The 17,207-nt window shown below is 69.0% G+C and carries 16 protein-coding genes and 2 pseudogenes; all 18 read left to right on the forward strand.

The genetic code is table 11. The features are described from left to right. The first annotated feature begins 199 nt into the window (after window positions 1–199). On the forward strand, window positions 200–1,054 hold the full coding sequence (locus ACYCUK_RS19410) for an aminotransferase class IV (protein ID WP_461596305.1): 855 nt from the start codon (window positions 200–202) through the stop codon (window positions 1,052–1,054). A 260-nt stretch (window positions 1,055–1,314) separates the two neighbouring features. Further along, window positions 1,315–1,617: a YbeD family protein gene (locus ACYCUK_RS19415; protein WP_461596306.1), complete on the forward strand. Its 303-nt coding sequence runs from the start codon at window positions 1,315–1,317 to the stop codon at window positions 1,615–1,617. Window positions 1,618–1,786: 169 nt separating this feature from the next. Then, window positions 1,787–3,127, forward strand: coding sequence for a chromate efflux transporter (gene chrA, locus ACYCUK_RS19420; RefSeq protein WP_461596319.1), 1,341 nt, complete (start codon window positions 1,787–1,789; stop codon window positions 3,125–3,127). Window positions 3,128–3,294: 167 nt separating this feature from the next. Further along, window positions 3,295–4,060: pseudogene (locus tag ACYCUK_RS19425) on the forward strand (hypothetical protein). A 132-nt stretch (window positions 4,061–4,192) separates the two neighbouring features. Next, the gene (locus tag ACYCUK_RS19430; protein ID WP_461596320.1) at window positions 4,193–4,861 is read left to right on the forward strand and encodes an ArsR/SmtB family transcription factor; all 669 of its coding nucleotides are present in this window, start codon (window positions 4,193–4,195) and stop codon (window positions 4,859–4,861) included. A 31-nt stretch (window positions 4,862–4,892) separates the two neighbouring features. After that, window positions 4,893–5,243, forward strand: coding sequence for a DsrE/DsrF/TusD sulfur relay family protein (locus tag ACYCUK_RS19435; protein WP_461596307.1), 351 nt, complete (start codon window positions 4,893–4,895; stop codon window positions 5,241–5,243). A gap of 20 nt (window positions 5,244–5,263) precedes the next feature. Continuing rightward, entirely contained in the window at window positions 5,264–6,004 is a 741-nt protein-coding gene (locus ACYCUK_RS19440) for an MBL fold metallo-hydrolase (protein ID WP_461596308.1), read from the forward strand. Window positions 6,005–6,043: 39 nt separating this feature from the next. Then, window positions 6,044–7,369: an MFS transporter gene (locus ACYCUK_RS19445; protein ID WP_461596309.1), complete on the forward strand. Its 1,326-nt coding sequence runs from the start codon at window positions 6,044–6,046 to the stop codon at window positions 7,367–7,369. A 61-nt stretch (window positions 7,370–7,430) separates the two neighbouring features. Further along, complete coding sequence (locus ACYCUK_RS19450; protein ID WP_461596310.1) at window positions 7,431–8,567, forward strand: YeeE/YedE family protein; 1,137 nt, start codon at window positions 7,431–7,433, stop codon at window positions 8,565–8,567. 4 nt (window positions 8,568–8,571) lie between these two features. Beyond that, window positions 8,572–9,171 carry a hypothetical protein gene (locus ACYCUK_RS19455; protein ID WP_461596311.1) on the forward strand — a complete coding sequence of 200 codons (600 nt, stop codon included), beginning with the start codon at window positions 8,572–8,574 and terminating at the stop codon, window positions 9,169–9,171. After that, on the forward strand, window positions 9,158–9,706 hold the full coding sequence (locus ACYCUK_RS19460; RefSeq protein WP_461596312.1) for a TlpA family protein disulfide reductase: 549 nt from the start codon (window positions 9,158–9,160) through the stop codon (window positions 9,704–9,706). The genes ACYCUK_RS19455 and ACYCUK_RS19460 overlap by 14 nt, the downstream gene beginning before the upstream one ends. Before the next feature lie 99 nt (window positions 9,707–9,805). Then, a complete protein-coding gene (locus ACYCUK_RS19465) occupies window positions 9,806–10,807 on the forward strand; it encodes an AAA family ATPase (RefSeq protein ID WP_461596313.1) in 1,002 nt (333 codons plus the stop codon). 13 nt (window positions 10,808–10,820) lie between these two features. Continuing rightward, the gene (locus ACYCUK_RS19470) at window positions 10,821–12,041 is read left to right on the forward strand and encodes a DUF58 domain-containing protein (protein ID WP_461596314.1); all 1,221 of its coding nucleotides are present in this window, start codon (window positions 10,821–10,823) and stop codon (window positions 12,039–12,041) included. Then, entirely contained in the window at window positions 12,038–12,637 is a 600-nt protein-coding gene (locus ACYCUK_RS19475) for a hypothetical protein (protein ID WP_461596315.1), read from the forward strand. Before ACYCUK_RS19470 ends, ACYCUK_RS19475 begins: the two co-directional genes overlap by 4 nt. Then, entirely contained in the window at window positions 12,634–13,710 is a 1,077-nt protein-coding gene (locus tag ACYCUK_RS19480; RefSeq protein ID WP_461596316.1) for a VWA domain-containing protein, read from the forward strand. Before ACYCUK_RS19475 ends, ACYCUK_RS19480 begins: the two co-directional genes overlap by 4 nt. Beyond that, on the forward strand, window positions 13,707–15,581 hold the full coding sequence (locus tag ACYCUK_RS19485; RefSeq protein ID WP_461596317.1) for a vWA domain-containing protein: 1,875 nt from the start codon (window positions 13,707–13,709) through the stop codon (window positions 15,579–15,581). Before ACYCUK_RS19480 ends, ACYCUK_RS19485 begins: the two co-directional genes overlap by 4 nt. After that, on the forward strand, window positions 15,578–17,032 hold the full coding sequence (locus ACYCUK_RS19490; protein ID WP_461596318.1) for a hypothetical protein: 1,455 nt from the start codon (window positions 15,578–15,580) through the stop codon (window positions 17,030–17,032). The genes ACYCUK_RS19485 and ACYCUK_RS19490 overlap by 4 nt, the downstream gene beginning before the upstream one ends. 13 nt (window positions 17,033–17,045) lie before the next feature. Next, a pseudogene (locus ACYCUK_RS19495) lies at window positions 17,046–17,207 on the forward strand (IS701 family transposase); the annotation flags it as partial.

Below are 17,207 nucleotides of genomic sequence, written 5' to 3' on the forward strand. Positions count from 1 at the left end.
AGCGCTGCGGCTCCAGCCATGCCTGCGCAGGGCTGGACAGCGCGAAGGGTCTGCCGGCCTACGAGCCGGCTGCCTACCGGCGCTGCGGCTCCAGCCATGCCTGCGCAGGGCTGGACAGCGCGAAGGGCCTGCCGGCATGTAAGCCGGCTGCCCCAATGTCCCCACAGCTTGTTCGTCCGTATCACTCTGCACACCACCTATGCGCCCATCCATCTGCCACCTGAACGGCGTTGACCTGCCGCTTGACGAAGCCCGCGTGCCGGTGCTGGACCGCGGTTTCATCTTCGGCGACGGCGTGTACGAAGTGGTGCCGGCCTATGGCCGCGTGCCGTTTCGCTTCGACGAGCACATCGCCCGCCTCGGCCGTTCGCTGGGCGAAATCGGCATGCGCGACCCGCTCGGGCACGAGGCCTGGGCCGCGCTCCTGGCGCGCCTGCTGGCCGACAACGACCCGGCCGATCAGTGCATCTACATCCAGGTCACGCGCGGCGTGGCCCGCCGCGACCACGCCTTCCCCAAGGACACGCCGCCCACGGTGTTCGCCTACAGCTTCCCCTTCCCGCATGTGCCCGAGAGCCTGCGCCGGCAGGGCGCGGCCTGCATCACCCTGCCCGATACGCGCTGGCTGCGCGCCCATATCAAGAGCATCGCCCTGCTGGGCAATGTGCTGGCGCGGCAGGCTTCGGCTGAAGTCGGGGCGCAGGAAACCATCCTCGTGCGCGACGGCTGGCTCACCGAAGCCTCGGCGTCCAACGTCTGGGTGGTGCGCCATGGCCGCCTCGCCGGCCCGCCGATGGACAACCTCAAGCTTGCGGGCATCCGCGTTGGCCTGATGGACGCCCTCGCCGCCACCGCCGGCGTGCCGCTGGAGCGCCGCCCGGTGGCCGAGTGGGAGTTGCGCTGCGCCGACGAAATCCTGCTCACGTCCGCCACCAAGGAAGTGCTGGCCGTGACCACGCTCGACGAGCGCCAGGTGGGCACGGGCAAGCCCGGGCCGGTGTATGCCGCGCTTTATGCGGCGTATCAAGGCGCAAAGCAGCAGCAGGCCGATTAGCAGCCGAACTCCCAGCCAAACTCGCAGGACATGTCGCGTCGCCGTCGAGGGCAGGGGCGCACGCCGGCCGTCTCCCGCGTATTCGGTATGGGTATGCACTCGGCGTGCACCCAATCGGGGCGTCGCCCAAAGGCAACGCTGGCGGCTGGGGGTATGCGGCCAGGGTCCGCTGCCCGGCGGTCATCTGCGGGACAATCGACCCATTCCGAACCACCAGTGGCCGTGCCGCGCGCAGGCGCAAGCCCGGCCCCAACGCCCACATGAACACCAAGATGTCCGCAACCCTGCGCAGTGTCAAGCCGGATGGCGACAGCCTGATCGTCTACCCGAGCGATTTCCCCATCAAGATCATGGGGCGCAACGCCAATGGCTTCGCCGAGACCATCGCCGCGCTCGTGCGCGAGCACGCTCCCGACTTCGATCCCGCCACCATGGAGTTGCGCCCCTCCAGCGGCGGCAATTACCTCAGCTGCACCTGCACCATCCGCGCCACCAGCCGCGTCCAGCTCGACGCCCTGTACCAGGCGCTCAGTTCGCATCCGATGGTGGCCGTGGTGTTGTAAGACTCGGCGGATTCATGGCCTGGCAACCGAGACCCGGCGCTGGCATGCAGCAATCGGTTTGCGCGCAATCTTCAAGAGCGACCGGCCGCACGCTCCCGACCCTGTCAGTTTCGTTTCCGCCGGTCGCTTCAACATCCCACCCAAGGTCGACTTGAACGCGCTGCCGCCTCTGCCCCCGTCCACCCTCGCGCCGCCTGTCGCCCCGCGCTTCACCGAGGCGCTGCTGTTCTGGCTCAAGCTCGGCTTCATCAGCTTCGGCGGCCCGGCCGGGCAGATCGCGGTGATGCACCAGGAGCTGGTCGAGCGCAGGCGCTGGATTTCCGAGCGGCGCTTTCTGCACGCGCTCAACTACTGCATGGTGCTGCCCGGACCGGAGGCGACGCAGCTCGCCATCTACATGGGCTGGCTGTTGCATCGCACGCGCGGCGGTATCGCCGCCGGGGTGCTGTTCGTGCTGCCTTCGCTGTTCATCCTCATCGGCCTGAGCGCGGTCTACATGGCCTACGGCAACCAGCCGCTGGTGCTGGGCGTGTTCGCCGGGGTCAAGCCGGCGGTGGTGGCGGTGGTGGCGTTCGCGGTCTGGCGCATCGGCTCGCGCGCCTTGAAGAACGGGGCGCTGTGGCTGATCGCGGCGGCGGCCTTCGTCGCCATTTTCGCGCTGGGCCTGCCGTTTCCGGCCATCGTGCTGGGCGCCGGTGTGGTCGGCTGGATCGGCGGGCGCATCGCCCCGGGCAAGTTCCAGGTCGGCGGCGGCCATGCCGCGGCGCATGGCAGCTACGGTCCGGCGCTGATCGACGACGCCACGCCGCCGCCCGCGCACGCCCGCTTCCGGCCCTGGCGCTTGGCCGCGCTGCTGGCCATCTTCCTGGCATTGTGGGCGCTGGCCTTCGCCGCCTTGCCGGCTGGCACGCTGCGCGACATGGGGCTGTTCTTCACCAAGGCCGCCTATGTCACGTTCGGCGGCGCCTATGCGGTGCTGCCTTATGTCTACCAGGCCGGGGTCGAGCATTTCCACTGGCTCACCGGGCCGCAGATGATCGACGGCCTGGGCCTGGGCGAAACCACGCCGGGGCCGCTGATCATGGTGGTGGCCTTCGTCGGCTTCGTCGGCGCCTGGACGCATGCCGTGTTCGGCCCGCAGTCGCTGCTGCTGGCCGGTGCGGCGGGCGCCGTGGTGGCCACCTTTTTCACCTTTCTGTCCTGCTTCCTGTTCATTCTCGCCGGCGGCCCGCTGGTGGAAGCCACGCGCGACGATCTGCGCTTCACCGCACCGCTCACCGGCGTCACGGCGGCGGTGGTGGGTGTGGTGCTGAACCTGGCGGTGTTCTTTGCCTGGCATGTGTTCTGGCCGCAGGGCAGCGGGACTGCGCCGTTCGCCGGTGGCTTTCAGTGGTTCGATGCGCTGCTGGCGCTGGCCGCCTGGCTCGTGCTGTGGAGGGGGCGTGCGGGCATCATGACGGTGGTGCTGGCTTGCGCCGCCATCGGCCTGGTTCACACGCTGATGGTTTGACCGCCCCCAGGGCCGGGCTGCGCCCAGTCCGCCCCCCGTGGGGGGCCAAGGAAACTTGGGGCGGCCCGGCGTTGACTTGAGCGTGCCCCCGGATCTGCCGCTTCGCGTCATGCCCCCCGAGGGGGATGAGAAAACTTGGGGGCGGCCCGGCGTTTTCTCATGAGGAGATGATGGTTGACGGCAGTGCGCCGCAAGCCCGCCTGCTGTTGCTGGGGCGTGCCTTGCGCGCCTTGGTGGATGGTTTTGTCGCGGTGCTGCTGCCGGCGTATTTGCTGGCGCTGGGCCTCGCCACCTGGCAAGTCGGGCTGCTCACACCGCGACCCTGCTGACGCTGGCGCTGGGCGCCTGGGGCCACCGCGTCGATTCGCGCCGCTTGCTGCTCGCGGCCGGGCTGCTGATGGCGGCCGCCGGGTTGGCCTTCGCCGGGCTGTCCGCGTTCTGGCCGCTGCTGGTGGCGTTCGTCGGCACCATCAATCCCGGCTCGGGCGATGTCGGCGTGTTCCTGCCGCTGGAGCATGCCCGCCTGGCCCACGCCGCGCAGGGCGAGGCGCGCACGCTGCTGTTCGCCAGCATGGCCGGCGCCTTGTTCGCGGCCATCGGCGCGCTGGCGGCCGGTGTGCCGGCCTGGCTCGCAGCCCATGTCGGCCTCGACCCGCTGCTGGCGCTGCGCGGCATGTTCGCGCTATATGCGGTGGTTGGCGTCGGCGTGTGGCTGCTGGACCTGCGTTTGCCCAGGGCGCATGAAAGCGCCCAGCTGCCGCCAGCTTTACCGCCGTGCCGCGCAGCCTGGCCGCCGCACTCGGACCGACCCTGGCTGGCGCCATGCTCGGCGCAGGCTGGCTGGCGCTGCCGCTGCTGGCCTGCGGGGCGCTCAAGATCGGCTACGGTCTGGCGCTGCTGGCGACGTTTCGCCGCGTGCGCATGCCGCGTTGACGGCCCGCGCCAGGGAACACATGCTGCCGAGGCAGATGCCCGTGCGCATGCCGCACCTCGCGCCTGCGGTGATGTTGGCAGGCTCGGGTTTGCCCTGTAGCGCATATTCGTTCATTCGTTAGAATGACGAATATGCAAAACCGCGAACTCAAGAACCACCTCTACGAGCAGGTCGCCCGTATCGGACGTGCCGTATCCAGCCCCAAGCGCCTGGAGTTGCTGGAACTGCTGGCACAGGGTGAAAAGCCGGTGGAGGCGCTGGCGCGCGAAGCCGCCATCGACATCAAGCTCGCCAGCGCGCATTTGCGCGTGCTCAAAGGCGCGCAACTGGTGCAGGTGCGACAGGAGGGCAAGAGCCGCATCTACCGTGTCAGCGGCGCTGACGTGGCCGCGCTGTGGGTGGCGCTGCGCAGCGTGGCCGAAGCCCATGTGGCCGACCTGCAGGTGGTGATGCAGCGGCTGTTCGCCGGGCCGGAACGGCTGACCCTGGAGAGCAGCCACACCCTGCTCGACAAGGTGCGCAGCGGCGCCGCGGTGCTGATCGACGTGCGCCCCGAGGCCGAATACCGCACCGCGCACCTGCCCGAGGCGCGTTCGCTGCCGCTGCCCGAACTGGAGGCGCGGCTGCGTGAATTGCCGCGCGACAAGGACATCGTCGCCTACTGCCGCGGGCCGTTCTGCGTCATGTCCGACGCCGCGGTGAAGCTGCTGGCGCAGCGCGGATTCCACGCCAGCAAGATCGCCGAGGGCGTCGCCGAATGGCAGGCCGCCGGGCTGCCGCTCCATTCGCTCGACGCCTGATCCCACCACAACCAGCATGCAGGAGACCGCGATGCAAACGATCTTGTTCATCCTCAACGACCCACCCTATGGCACCGAGCGCAGCTACAACGCCTTGCGCCTGGCGGTGACCCTGGCCGTGCAGCCGGAGCGGCAGGTGCGCCTGTTCCTGATGGCCGACGCGGTGCTGTGCGCCAAGAGCGGGCAGAAGGTGCCTGCGGGTTACTACAACATCGAGACCATGCTGGCCAAGGTGGCGCAGCGCGGCGAAGTGGCTTTGTGCGGCACCTGCATGGATGCGCGCGGCCTGCAAGACACGGAGTTGATGCCCGGCTGCCGGCGCTCCACGATGGTGGAGCTGGCGCAATGGACGGGGCAAGCCGACAAGGTTCTGGTGTTCTGACAACTGAAAAGGTGTTTCTCATGTTCTTCAAACAACTGGCGACGCGCGACGCGAGCCTGTCGTATTTTTTCGGCTGCGGCGGGCTGGGCAAGGCGGTCGCCGTGGATGTGGTTGCCGGCGATGAGCCGTGGTTCATCGACGAGGCTACCAAGGCGCAAGTCAGCATCACCCATGTGATCGACACCCATGTGCATGCCGACCACGTCTCGGGCGGACGCAAGTTGGCCGAACTCACCGGTGCGGTGTATTGCCTGCACGAGAACGCGCGCGAATTCGTGCATTTCGACTTTGAGTCCTTGCGCGACGAGCAGGTCATCGTCGCTGGCAATGTGCTGGTGCGCGTGCTGCACACGCCCGGCCACACCCTGGACAGCGCCTGTCTGCTGGTGAGCGACAAGCGCCGCAGCGAAGCGCCCTGGTTCGCCATCACCGGCGACACTCTGTTCGTCGGCGCGGTGGGCCGGCCCGACCTGGCCGGACGCGAGCGCGAGATGGCGGCGATGCTGCACGACACCCTTCACGCCAAGCTGCTGGCGCTGCCCGCCGATGTGGAAATCTTCCCTGGGCATCAGGCGGGAAGCGCCTGCGGCGCGGGGCTGTCGGGCAAGCCCTCGTCGACCATCGGTTTCGAGAAGCGCTGGAACCCGGCGCTGAGCCTGCCGCGCGAGGAGTTCGTCGAACTGCTGCTCGGGCAGATTCCGCCGCGCCCGGCGGATATGGAGCGCATCGTCGCCGTCAACACCGGCCGGGTCGCGGCCTGATCGCGTCCATTCCCATCGTTCCCTTCCACACCGCCTGCCATGTCCGCCCATCTCGTCACCCATCCCACCGCCGCGGCCTCGCCCGAGATTCATCTGCAGGGCATCCGCATCAACCTGCACCAGTTCATCTGGCAGGCCGTGCAGGTGGCCTTCGTCGGCATGGTCATCGGCATGGAGCGCAATGTGCTGCCGGTGGTGGCGGGGCAGGACTTCGGCGTGCCCAAGTCGTCCTTCCTCTACCTGATGAGCTTCGTCATCTCCTTCGGGCTGGTGAAGGGCATGCTCAATTTCGTCGCCGGTCGCTTGTCCGAGCGCATCGGGCGCAAGCCGGTGCTGGTGATGGGTTGGCTGGCGGCCATCCCCATCCCGCTGCTCATTTATTTCGCACCCAACTGGTGGTGGGTGGTGGTGGCCAATCTGTTCCTCGGCGTGAACCAGGGGTTCGCCTGGAGCATGACCGTGACCAGCAAGGTGGACATCACCCGCGCCGAACAGCGCGGATTTGCCACCGGCATCAACGAGTTCGCGGGCTATGCCTCGGTGGGCTTGGCGGGCATCGTCACCGGCTATCTGGCTTCGTTGTATGGCCCGCGCCCCGCGCTGCTGGGTTTCGCCCTGCTGGTGATTGCCGCGGGCCTGGGCACCGCGCTGCTGTTCGTGCGCGAAACCCTGCCTTGGGCGCGCGCCGAGAGCAAGCGTCACGCCGACGGCAAGCATACCGGTCTCAAGCCGCACTTCGCCGAAGGCCTGCCCGCGCATCCGACCTCGCTGCAGGTGTTCACCTTCGTCTCGTTCCGCCATGTCACCTTCTCGGCGCTGTGTCAGGCCGGCGTGGCCAACAAGGTCGCGGACACACTGCTGTGGGTGCTGTTTCCGCTGTACCTGCATAGCCACGGCCTGGGCGTGGTGGACATCGGCTGGGTCACCGGGGTGTACGGCCTGGTGTGGGGCGCATCGCAGTTGTGGACCGGGTCGCTGTCGGACCGCATCGGCCGCAAGCCCACCATCGTCGCCGGGCTGTGGCTGCTGGCGCTGGGCGTGGCTTCCGTCACCCTGGTGATGGGTGTGGCCGCGTGGCTGGCCGCCGCCGTGGTGATGGGCGTGGGCATGGCGCTGCTGTACCCCAACCTGATTGCCGCCGTGGCCGACATCTCGCATCCGAACTGGCGCAGTTCGTCGCTGGGCACCTACCGCTACTGGCGCGACACCGGCTACGCCCTGGGTGCATTGGTGCTGGGCTCCATCGCCCAGGCCGCCGGGCTGATCGCTCCCGCGTTCTGGTTCACGGCTGCGCTGCTGCTGGCCTCAGGCCTGTGGGTGCTGTTGCGCGCCGAGGAAACCCATCCGCGCCTGCATACTGTCTGAGTTCGATCCAACCCCAGCGGGGTCGCGGGTTGCACGCACAAAATCTTGAGGAGACCATGCCATGACGGCGATGACGGAATTGCTCATTGGCGCCTTTGCCGCCGCAGCGGTGCTGGGCGCTTCGGCCCAGGCCACCCGGTTTTGCCCGCAGGGCGGCTTGCGCGAAACCCTGCTGGAGCGCAAGCCGACGCGGCTGGCGGCCTACGGCGTCGCTATCGGCGCGGCGCTGGTGGCGGTGGCGCTGCTGCAGCTCGCGCTCGGCCAGACGCTCATCCCCAGCCGCCCGGCTTACACCGGGCCTGAGCTGCCGTGGGGCCGCTATGTGCTGGGGGGCTTGCTGTTCGGCGTTGGCATGGTGCTGGCGCGCGGCTGCCCGCTGCGCACCCTGGTGCGCGTGGGCCAGGGCAGCTTGCAGGCCGTGCTGGTGCTGGCGGTGATGGGGTTGGCCGCGTACGCCATGAGCCGCACCTCGCTCTACGGCCTGTGGTTCTCACCTTGGATCGACGGCTGGTCGCTCGACCTGCGCCGCTTCGGCCTGGCGCACCAGGACCTCGCCACCGTCCTCGGCTTGGGCAGCACCGGCGCGCATGTGGTGCTGGGCCTGGCCCTCGGGGCCGTGGCGCTCGTGCTGTGCTGGCGGGCGCTGCCCTTGCGCAAAAGCTGGGGTTTGTGGCTGGGCGCGGTGCTGATCGGCGTGGTGGTGGCTGCGGGCTACGCCCTCACCGCCGGGCCCATCGGCCAGCGCGCGATCGAAGACGCATCGTTCATGGGCCAGCCGCCGGATGGCTTGGGCGTGCAGTCGTACACCTTCGCCGGGCCGCTGTCGGATGCGGTGTATTTCCTGCTGCACCCATCGAGCCAGACCACCACCTTCGGCGTCATGGCGCTGGCCGGTGCGCTGCTCGGCGCCTTGCTGGCGGCGCTGTTGCGGCGTGACTTCCGCCTGCAAGGCCTGGCCGGCTGGCGCGAGGGCGTGCGGCAGTTGTTCGGTGCCGCGCTCACCGGCGGCGGCGCGGTGCTCGGCCTGGGCTGCACCGTGGGACATGGCTTGAGCGGGGTGTCGGTGCTGTCCATCGGCTCGATGCTGGGGCTGGCGTCCATCTTCACTGGCGCCTGGCTGGCCATCCGCCTGGAGGCCGGTCGTCGCGCTGCGCCGCTGGCGGGTGCTCCGGGCTACACGGCAGCAACGGGAGGCTGACGGCATGCGACGCAACGTTTCCATCGGCACAAGCTTTCTGCTTGCGGCAGTGTGCGGCCTGCCCGGCGCCGGCGCCGCCACACCCGCTTCAGCGTCTGCCCCGGCTCAAGCGTCCACCCCTGCGGCTGCGGCCAGCGCCGCGCAGCCGAGCTGGGCCAACCATCGCCATGCCTTCACCGTGCGGCTGATCCAGCTCAGCCCGGAGGGCGTGCGCGGGTTCTACGAGAACATGGGCTATCCGCAGCCGGCAGTGGCGGCCATTGCCGGGGTCTGCGTGTTCGGCACCTCCATCCACAATCGCGGCAAAATACCCATCAGCTACGACGTGGCCGATTGGCGTGCCGTCACATCAGACGGCCGGCAACACGCGCTGATCACCAAGACCGACTGGCTGGCCCGCTGGAAGCCCGACGGCGTCGGCGCGGACTGGTCCATCCTGCCGGCGCAGCAAACCCTGCAGCCCGGCGATTGGGCGCAAGGCTTCACCACACTCGACGTGCCGCGCGGCACGCGCCTCACCCTGCACTACTCCTGGAGAGAACATGGAACCCTGCACCACGCCCGTCTTGCCGGACCGCAATGCGGCAGCGATGCCCAACCCTGAACGCAGGCGTCTGCTGACGAGCCTGGCGGCCTGCGGCCTGGGGGCCTTGACCAGCCGCAGTGCGCTGGCGGCGGGCGCGACACCCGATCAGGCGCTGAGCATCGTGCAGCCGCCGCGCCCGGCCCCCGACTTCACGCTCCCCGACCTCGACGGCAAGCCGCACCGCCTGTCGGACTATCGCGGCAAGGTGGTGCTGGTGAATTTCTGGGCGACCTGGTGCCCGCCCTGCCGCGCGGAAATGCCGTCGATCGAAAAGCTTTACCTCTCGCTCAGGAACAAACCCTTTGCCGTGTTGGCGCTGGACCAGGGCGAGAGCCTGAACCAGGTGTTCGCCTACATGGGCCAGCTCAGCCCTTCGCCCACCTTCCCGGTGTTGCTGGACAGCAAGAGCGCCGCCGCCCATGCTTTCGGCGTGATGGGCATCCCCACCAGCTACCTGATCGACCCGCGCGGCAACATCGTGCGCCAGGCCGTGGGCGGGCGCGATTTCGACACGGCGGCGATGCGGCGGGTGATCGAGCCGCTCATGACGTAATTCATGACGTAATCTCTGCGCTCGCCGCGAAACATTGCGGCCAGGCCAGTTCCTTCTTCATCCTGCGGCCGCCACGCCAGGCGTCGGGGACAGACACGCATGCAAGCTGAAACCTCGAATCCTCCAGCTGGCGAGCCCTCCCAGGCTGCCGTCGTCGCCTTGCGCCAGCAGTTGGCGCAAGCCATCGTCGGCCAGGCTGCGCTGCTCGACCGCCTGGTCATCGCCCTGCTCACCGGCGGCCATCTGCTGGTGGAGGGTCTGCCCGGGCTGGCCAAGACCACCGCGGTGAAGGCCTTGGCGGATGCGGTGCATGCCGGTTTCCAGCGCATTCAATTCACCCCCGACCTGCTGCCCGGCGACTTGACCGGCACCGACGTCTACCTGCCCGCCACGGGCGAGATGCGCTTCGTCCCCGGCCCGCTGTTTCACGACATCGTGCTGGCGGACGAAATCAACCGCGCCCCGGCCAAGGTGCAATCGGCGCTGCTGGAGGCGATGCAGGAGCGGCAGGTCACGGTGGGCGGCGTCACGCGCGCGCTGCCGCCCTTGTTCCTGGTGATGGCGACGCAAAACCCGCTGGAGCAGTCGGGCACCTATCCGCTGCCCGAAGCCCAGCTCGACCGTTTTTTGCTGCATGTGGCGCTCGACTACCCCAAGGCCGACGAGGAGCTGCGCATTCTCGACATGGACCTGCAACGCCACGCCGACGGCCGCCCGGCGCTCGCCCGCCAGGCCCTGGCCATGGACGCCGCCGCCGTGCTGCAGGCGCGCCATGCGGTGCGGCGCATTCACCTCGCGCCCATCCTGCGGCATTACATCGTCGAACTGGTGCGCGCCACACGCGACCCCGGCGCCCATGTGCCGCGGCTGGCCGGCATGGTCGAGGCCGGCGGCTCGCCGCGCGCGGTGCTGGCGCTGGCGCATGCGGCGCAGGCGCTGGCGTACTTGCGCGGACGCGAGTTCGTCCTGCCCGACGACATCATCGAACTCGCGCCCGACGTGCTGCGCCACCGCATCGTGCTGGCGCTGGAAGCCGACCTGCAGGGCGTGAGCGCCGATGCGCTGATCGCCGATTTGCTGCAGGCCATCCCCGTTCCCTGAGGCGGGGCGGGTGATGCCGGGCCAAGTACCAAGCACCATCGGCGCCGTTGTGCGGGCGCTGCGCCGGCATTTCGGTCAGCGCCTCGGCCAGCGCCTGCGGCCGGGCTTGGGCGCTTTCTTCGCCACGCCCGACGCCGCTGCGGCACGGTTGCTGCGCGCTGCGGACTGGGCCGAAATCGCCGCGCTGCTGCGCCAGTCCACGGGGGCGGTGCCGTCGGCGCGCAGCGCCCGCCGACGCAATCCGGGCGAGGGCCGCTCGGTGTTCACCGGGCGCGGCATGGACTACGCCGAAAGCCGCATCTACCAGGCTGGCGACGATCTGCGCACCATGCACTGGCAGTTGCTGGCGCGTACCGGCAAGCCCCATGTCAAGCTGCACCACGAAGAACACGCCGGCCATTGGCATGGTCTGGTGGATGCGCGCGGCACCATGCTGTTCGGCACCCGCGTGCGCACCAAGGCGCAGCAGGCGGCGCGTGCGGTGCTGCTGGCGGCCGGGTTGCAGGCCCGGGTGTCGCCGCAAACCAGCATCGCCTGCACGCTGTGGCGCGCGGACGGCCTGCACAGCCGCCACTTCGGCCGCGGCCTCGTCGCCGTGCGTCGGCTCGCGGCCTGGCTGCTGGCCGAGCCGCTGCCCAGGCCGGCGATCAGTGCTGCCGCGCCCCGCACCGATGCAGCGGCGCATGAGCGTGCCGACTTCCTCGCCTGGACCCAGCGCCTGCGCGCCCACCAACCCGGCCCCAGCCTGCTGGTGCTGGGCAGCGATTGGGGTTTCGCCGACGCCGCCACCGACGCAGCTTTGTGGCGGCTTGCCACCAACGCGGACCTGCTCGCCTTGCAACTGCGCGATCCGGCCGAGCTGGAATTGCCCGCGCTGCCGCAGTCCTGGTTCGTCGACCTGCAGACCGGCGCTGCCGGCTGGGTCGAATCGGGCCCGAGTCAGCGTCAGGCGCGTGCCGCGCACGCGGCGCAAGTCGACGCGGCCCGCGCCCTGCGAGCCAGCGGCGCCAGGGTCGGGGCGCTGAGCACGGTGGATGACGCCGCCACTTGCTTGCGCGTCATCCTGGCTGCAGCCGCATCACGCGCGGGCGCTCCGGCGCCGGCGACCAAAGCCTCCTTGCGCCACCAGCGCGAGCAGGACGTTGACCCTGGCGCTGTCTCTGATGGCACGGCCCGGGCGCAGGCAGGGGCGACACGCACCCATGCCGCGGACCCGGGTCGGTACCGGCGATGATCGACCGCCTCGCCGCCATTGCCGACATCGTGCCCCCCATGCCGGTGGCGCCGCCACCCCCGCTGCCCTGGTGGCAGGGGCCTTGGGGCGTGGCCCTGCTGCTGGCTCTTGTTTTGCTGGCCTGTGCAGGCGGCGTGGCGGCGTGGCGCACGCGCGCGCCGCGCCGCGCCCTGCGGCGGTTGCGCGCGCTCGGCACTGCACGGGCAAGCGGCGCTGCAGTGGCGCCAGGCCTGTCCGCTCAGGTGAGTGCGGCGCTGGTTTGCGCGCGTCAAGGTGGCGTGGACCTGCGGCATGTGCCGCGAGCATGTCAGCAGCAAATCGACGCCTTGCGCTATCAAGCGAATCTCGATCCCGCTGCCTGGCCGGCCGTGATCGCGGCTTTGGCCCGGGCTTTGCGGCAACGTGCCTGGCAGCGGGCGCAGTTTTGGCGCGCGGTGCCGCCGGGCAGCTTGCCTGACGTCGTCCTCCATGCGCCTGGGGCTTCGTCTCCTCCCCTGATGGCGGAAGTCGGCGCAGCCTCCGCCCCGCGCCAGGCCGAGACGCGTTCGTCATCGCGCTGGTCATCGTCTTCGCCTTCGCCCAAGGATCGGTCATGACGCTGCCTTTCCCGCACGAACTGCATCCGCCCGCGCTGTGGGCGGCGCTGCATTGGGGCCAGCCACTCGCGTTCCTCCTGCTGCCTCTGCCGTTTTTGTTGGCCTGGCTGCTGTGGCGTCGCCAGTCGTCCCAAACCACGGCGGCTCCCAGATTGGTCTTGCTGCACCCGGATGTGCGGGCGCTGCTGCATGGCGCCACGACCAGCCAGTGGCCGAGCCTGCGCCGCTTGCTGCCGGCGCTCGCCCTGTTGTGCCTGATCCTGGCGCTGGCGCAGCCGCAGCGCCTGGGCGCCTGGGTGATGCCGCCGCCGCAGGGCCGCGACATCGTCGTGCTGCTCGACACGTCGCTCACCATGAGCATCCACGACCTGCGCTGGAACGGCCAGCCGGCCGAGCGTCTGGCCGTGGTCAAGCAGGTGTTCGCGCGCTTCATTCAGGCGCGTGCCGGGGACCGCTGCGGCATTCTCGCCTTCGGCACCCACGCCGCAACCCTGCTGCCGCCGACTTTCGACCGCCAACTCGCGGCGGCCATGGTGGCGCGCGCCCGCATCGGCATGCTTGGCGACGACACGGCCCTGGGCGACGCCATTGGCCTGGCGCTGCGCCAGGTGCGCGCCGAGGGCAAGCTCAAGCCCGTGCTCATCCTGTATTCCGACAACGGCGCGAGCAACGTCGGCCAGATCAGCCCGGCGCAGGCCGTGGCGCTGGCGCGCGCACTGGGCGTGCGCATTTTCACGGTGCAGGTGGGCGACACGCCGGCCAGCGGCCAGCCCTACACCGTGCCCGCTTACCAGGGCCCGCAGCCGGATATGCGGGCCATCGCCGAACAAACGGGTGGCCGCTATTTCTACTCCGCCAGCCACGGCGCGCAGGAAGCCGCCATCCACGCCATCGGCCAACTCACGCCCACCTTGCAACCACCACCGCAACGGCGCCAGGCGCAACAGCTCTACGCCTGGCCGTTGGCGCTGGGCATGGTGCTGTGGCTGCTGGCGCAATGGCCGGGGGTGGGCCTGCCTCGCAAGCGCCCCCGTGCTGCAGGGCCGCAGCCGGTCGGTGAGATCGAGCCATGACGCTGTGGCCAAGTGCCTTGCAATGGGCCCACCCCTGGGCCTGGCTCTTCGCCGCGGCGCCTTTGCTGCTGTGGGCGCTGCGCCGGTGGGCTGGCGGGCGCATGCGGCAGGATGCCGGCGCTTATGCCGATGCCCAGCTCCACCCCTGGGCCGTGCGCCTGACATCACCCGGCGCATCGTCTTGCCGCCGGGTCGGCGAACTCGTGCTCGGCTTGCTGCTGGCGGCTAGCCTCGCAGGGCCGCGCCTGCCGCTGGCCCGCAGTCCTGCGGGTTTGCAGTCCATGCGCCATGCGGTGAACATCATGGTGGTGCTGGACGCTTCGCCCGGGATGGAACAGGCGAATGCGCAAGGCTTGTCCCTGATGGAGCATGCGCGCATCGAACTGCAAGACCTGCTGCCGCTCCTGCGTGGCGAGCGCCTGGGACTCGCGATTTACGGCCGCGGTGCCGGCGTCTTGCTGCCCTGCACCGACGACATGGCCATTTTTGGTCATGTCTTGCAGCAGGCCAGTCCCACGCTGTTGCAGGCGCAGCACAGCGCCGGCCTGCACGGTGCGCTCGAACTGGCGCGGCGCGAATTGCTGGCCACGCCTGGCTCCTCGCGCGCGGTGCTGCTCGTCGCCGGGGCCGACCCGCCAAGCCCAGTCAGCCAGGATTTCCGTGAGCAGATGCAGCAGTCCGCGGCCAGCCTGCGCGCTGCCGGCATCCCGGTGTTCGTGCTCTTGCTCGAACATGCCTCCTGGTTCGGCGCGTCGGCATCGCCGCTGGATTCCGGCGTGCTCGACGAGCTTGCCCGCGCCACGGATGGTGCATCCAGCAAGCTCGGCAGCGATCCCTGGGGCGCGCTGTACACGCGCGGCCTGGCCCGCCTGCCCTCCAATCCCGTCCCCGCAGGCGAAATCATCGCCTGGCGCGAACTCGACGGCGTGCCGCTGCTGGGCGCCTTGTTGTTGATGCTGCTGTTGAGCATTCCCTGGACGTCGCCAGCCGAGCCCGCTTCCCAATCCGGCAAGCAAAGCGCGGGACGGTTCTGTGGCGTGCTTCAACTTTGGTCGAACGCATGGCGACGTGGCAAAACCAAACCACCCGCGGCTTTGGTGGTACTTGCGGCACTGGGCATGTCCTTCCTGCTCTTGAGCCCGCCGCTGGTTCATGCGCAGACGACCACCCTGCATGCCACGCAGGCCTGGGACGCCTGGACGGCTTGGCGCGCCGGCAACTTCAAGCAAGCAAGACGGCTCTATGCGGCCCTGCCCGGATTCGATGCGCGCATGGGCGAAGGCGGCAGCGCGTATCGGCTCGGTGCTTATCCGCAGGCCCTCGCCGCGTACCGCCGCGCCATGCTCGACGCCAACACCAATGCGCAACGCGCGCAGGCGCTCTACAACCTGGGTAACGCCGCGTTCCATCTGCCGGGCGGCCTGCGCGAGGCACTCGACGCCTATGACGCCAGCCTGGCCTTGGCGCCCGGCAATCCGGCAGCGTTGCGCAATATGCATCTGGCCGAGGCGCAGTGGACCTTCGAGCATCCCGAAACCGCGCTCACGGCCATGCGCAAGCGCGGCGCGCCACAACCCCAATCCTTTTTCGGCCGGGGCAGCAAGCGTCCACCAAGCCAGATGGGGCACGAGCGCCAGCAGCCGGGTCGGGCTGCGGTCGAGAATCAGGCGCTTCAAACCGGAGGCAGCCTGCAGGGCGCATCCATCACGCCGGCGGCAAGCAACACGCCGCCTGCCAAGCTGACACAGGAAGAGCGGCAGGCGGCACAGCGCAAGATGGAGTTGCTGGACGACGACGCACCCCAACTGCTCGCAGACGTGCTGGAGCACGACAACAAAGTCGCCATCAAAGGCTTGAGGGCGCAGCCATGAGGTTCAGATCCCGGTTCGTCTTTCCTGGTGTGGCGCTGGTTCTATGGGGGCTGTCGCCTCTCGCGCCTTTTGCGCGCGCGGCAACACTGTCGTGCCAGGTCGAGCCTGCGCAACCCATCCTGGGCCAGCCCGTGCGCTGGCAACTGCGTGCCACCGATTCGCCCCAGACGCTACCGACCTGGACAGCAGCGAACTTCGGCCCGGACTGGTTGTTGCATGCACAGAGCACTTCGAGTTCGGGTGACGGCAAAGGCCACAGCACCCAAGTGGCCGAGGTCACGCTTTATCCCATGCGCAGCGGCGAGCTCGCGCTACCAGCGCTGGAGTTGGCGGGCAGCCGTTGTGCCGTCCAGGCGGTGCAGGTCGCTTCCCACGCTCCGGGAGAGCAGCCTCTCTATCTGGCGACGCACATCAACCCAGCGCAGCCCATGGTGGGCGAGCCTGTACGGATCGAGCTGGATGTCGACAGCGCAGGTGCGTTGTCGTGGGATCCCATCGCCGCTGAAGCTGCGGATGCCAGCCTGCGTAGCCTTCCAACCCTCGCAACTGCGGTCGAGGTGGAAGGCGGATCCGTCCCTGTGGAGCGCCACGCCTGGTCCTTGCTGCCCTGGCGTGCCGGCGAGACGCACGTACATTTTCCGAAGATCGCAGCCAGGCGCTTCGGCCAATTGCTGATCTACCCGCCCCAATCCTTGGAGCTGCGGGTACGGCCACTGCCAGCCTACTGGCCCGCAAATTTGCCCGTCGGGCGCCCCCAAATCGCGCTCCAGCCAGCCCCGCAAAGTCTGCGAATCGGACAGGCGGCTGTGTTGCGCTTCCTGATCCGTGCGCCGGGCCTGACTGCGCGCATGCTGGGACAAATCCTGGATCGACAAGCCACGCCCGAAGGTCTGAGATTTCATGCGCCACGTATCCATCAGGTTCTGGGCCCTTCCGGTGAAGGCGATGGACGCTGGCAAGTGGACTGGCCGTTGCGCGCGATCAGCCGCGGGCTCATCCGCTACCCTGTGTTGCACACTCCCTATATGGATCCACAACTGGCCGCCCCGCAGCTTGCGCAGGCTTCATGGGGTCGCGTGCAAGTGACGGACCCAAGACCCCGGAATCTGCTGGTCGGATTGATGGGCGCCACCGCCCTGTTGGCTGGACTTGCGCTGGCTCGCTTCGCCTATTGCGCGTTGTGCCAAGGCCGCAAGCGTCTCAAATGGGCTCGCTTGGCCCAAAACCAGGATGTCGAGGGCCTCAATCAGCTCTGGGAGCAATCGCGCGGGCGCTATCCAAGCCATGCCGGGCAGGCGCACACATTAAGAGCCTGGCTTGAACAGCAAGCTGAGACCGTGCCCGGCATCGCCAAGGAGCTGAACGCTCTGCTTGCGCGCGCCGAGGCTCAGCGTTACGGTCCTAGTCTTACTGTGTTACAAAAAAGGCATGATTCGCGCATTTTCAAGTGAAAGGTGGACCTTGATGGACGAACTGCAAGAGTTGGATCGGTCCATGGCCCATCGGAACGAAGGCCTGGGCCATGCAGACCGGCACGCCGGATTGCGCGGGTACGGCACCGGACCGATGTCGCCCCGCCGCAGCGCAAGAGCGTGGAGCCGATGGCCGCGCACATCGACCCGGCGT

This window comes from Thiomonas sp., assembly GCF_054608695.1.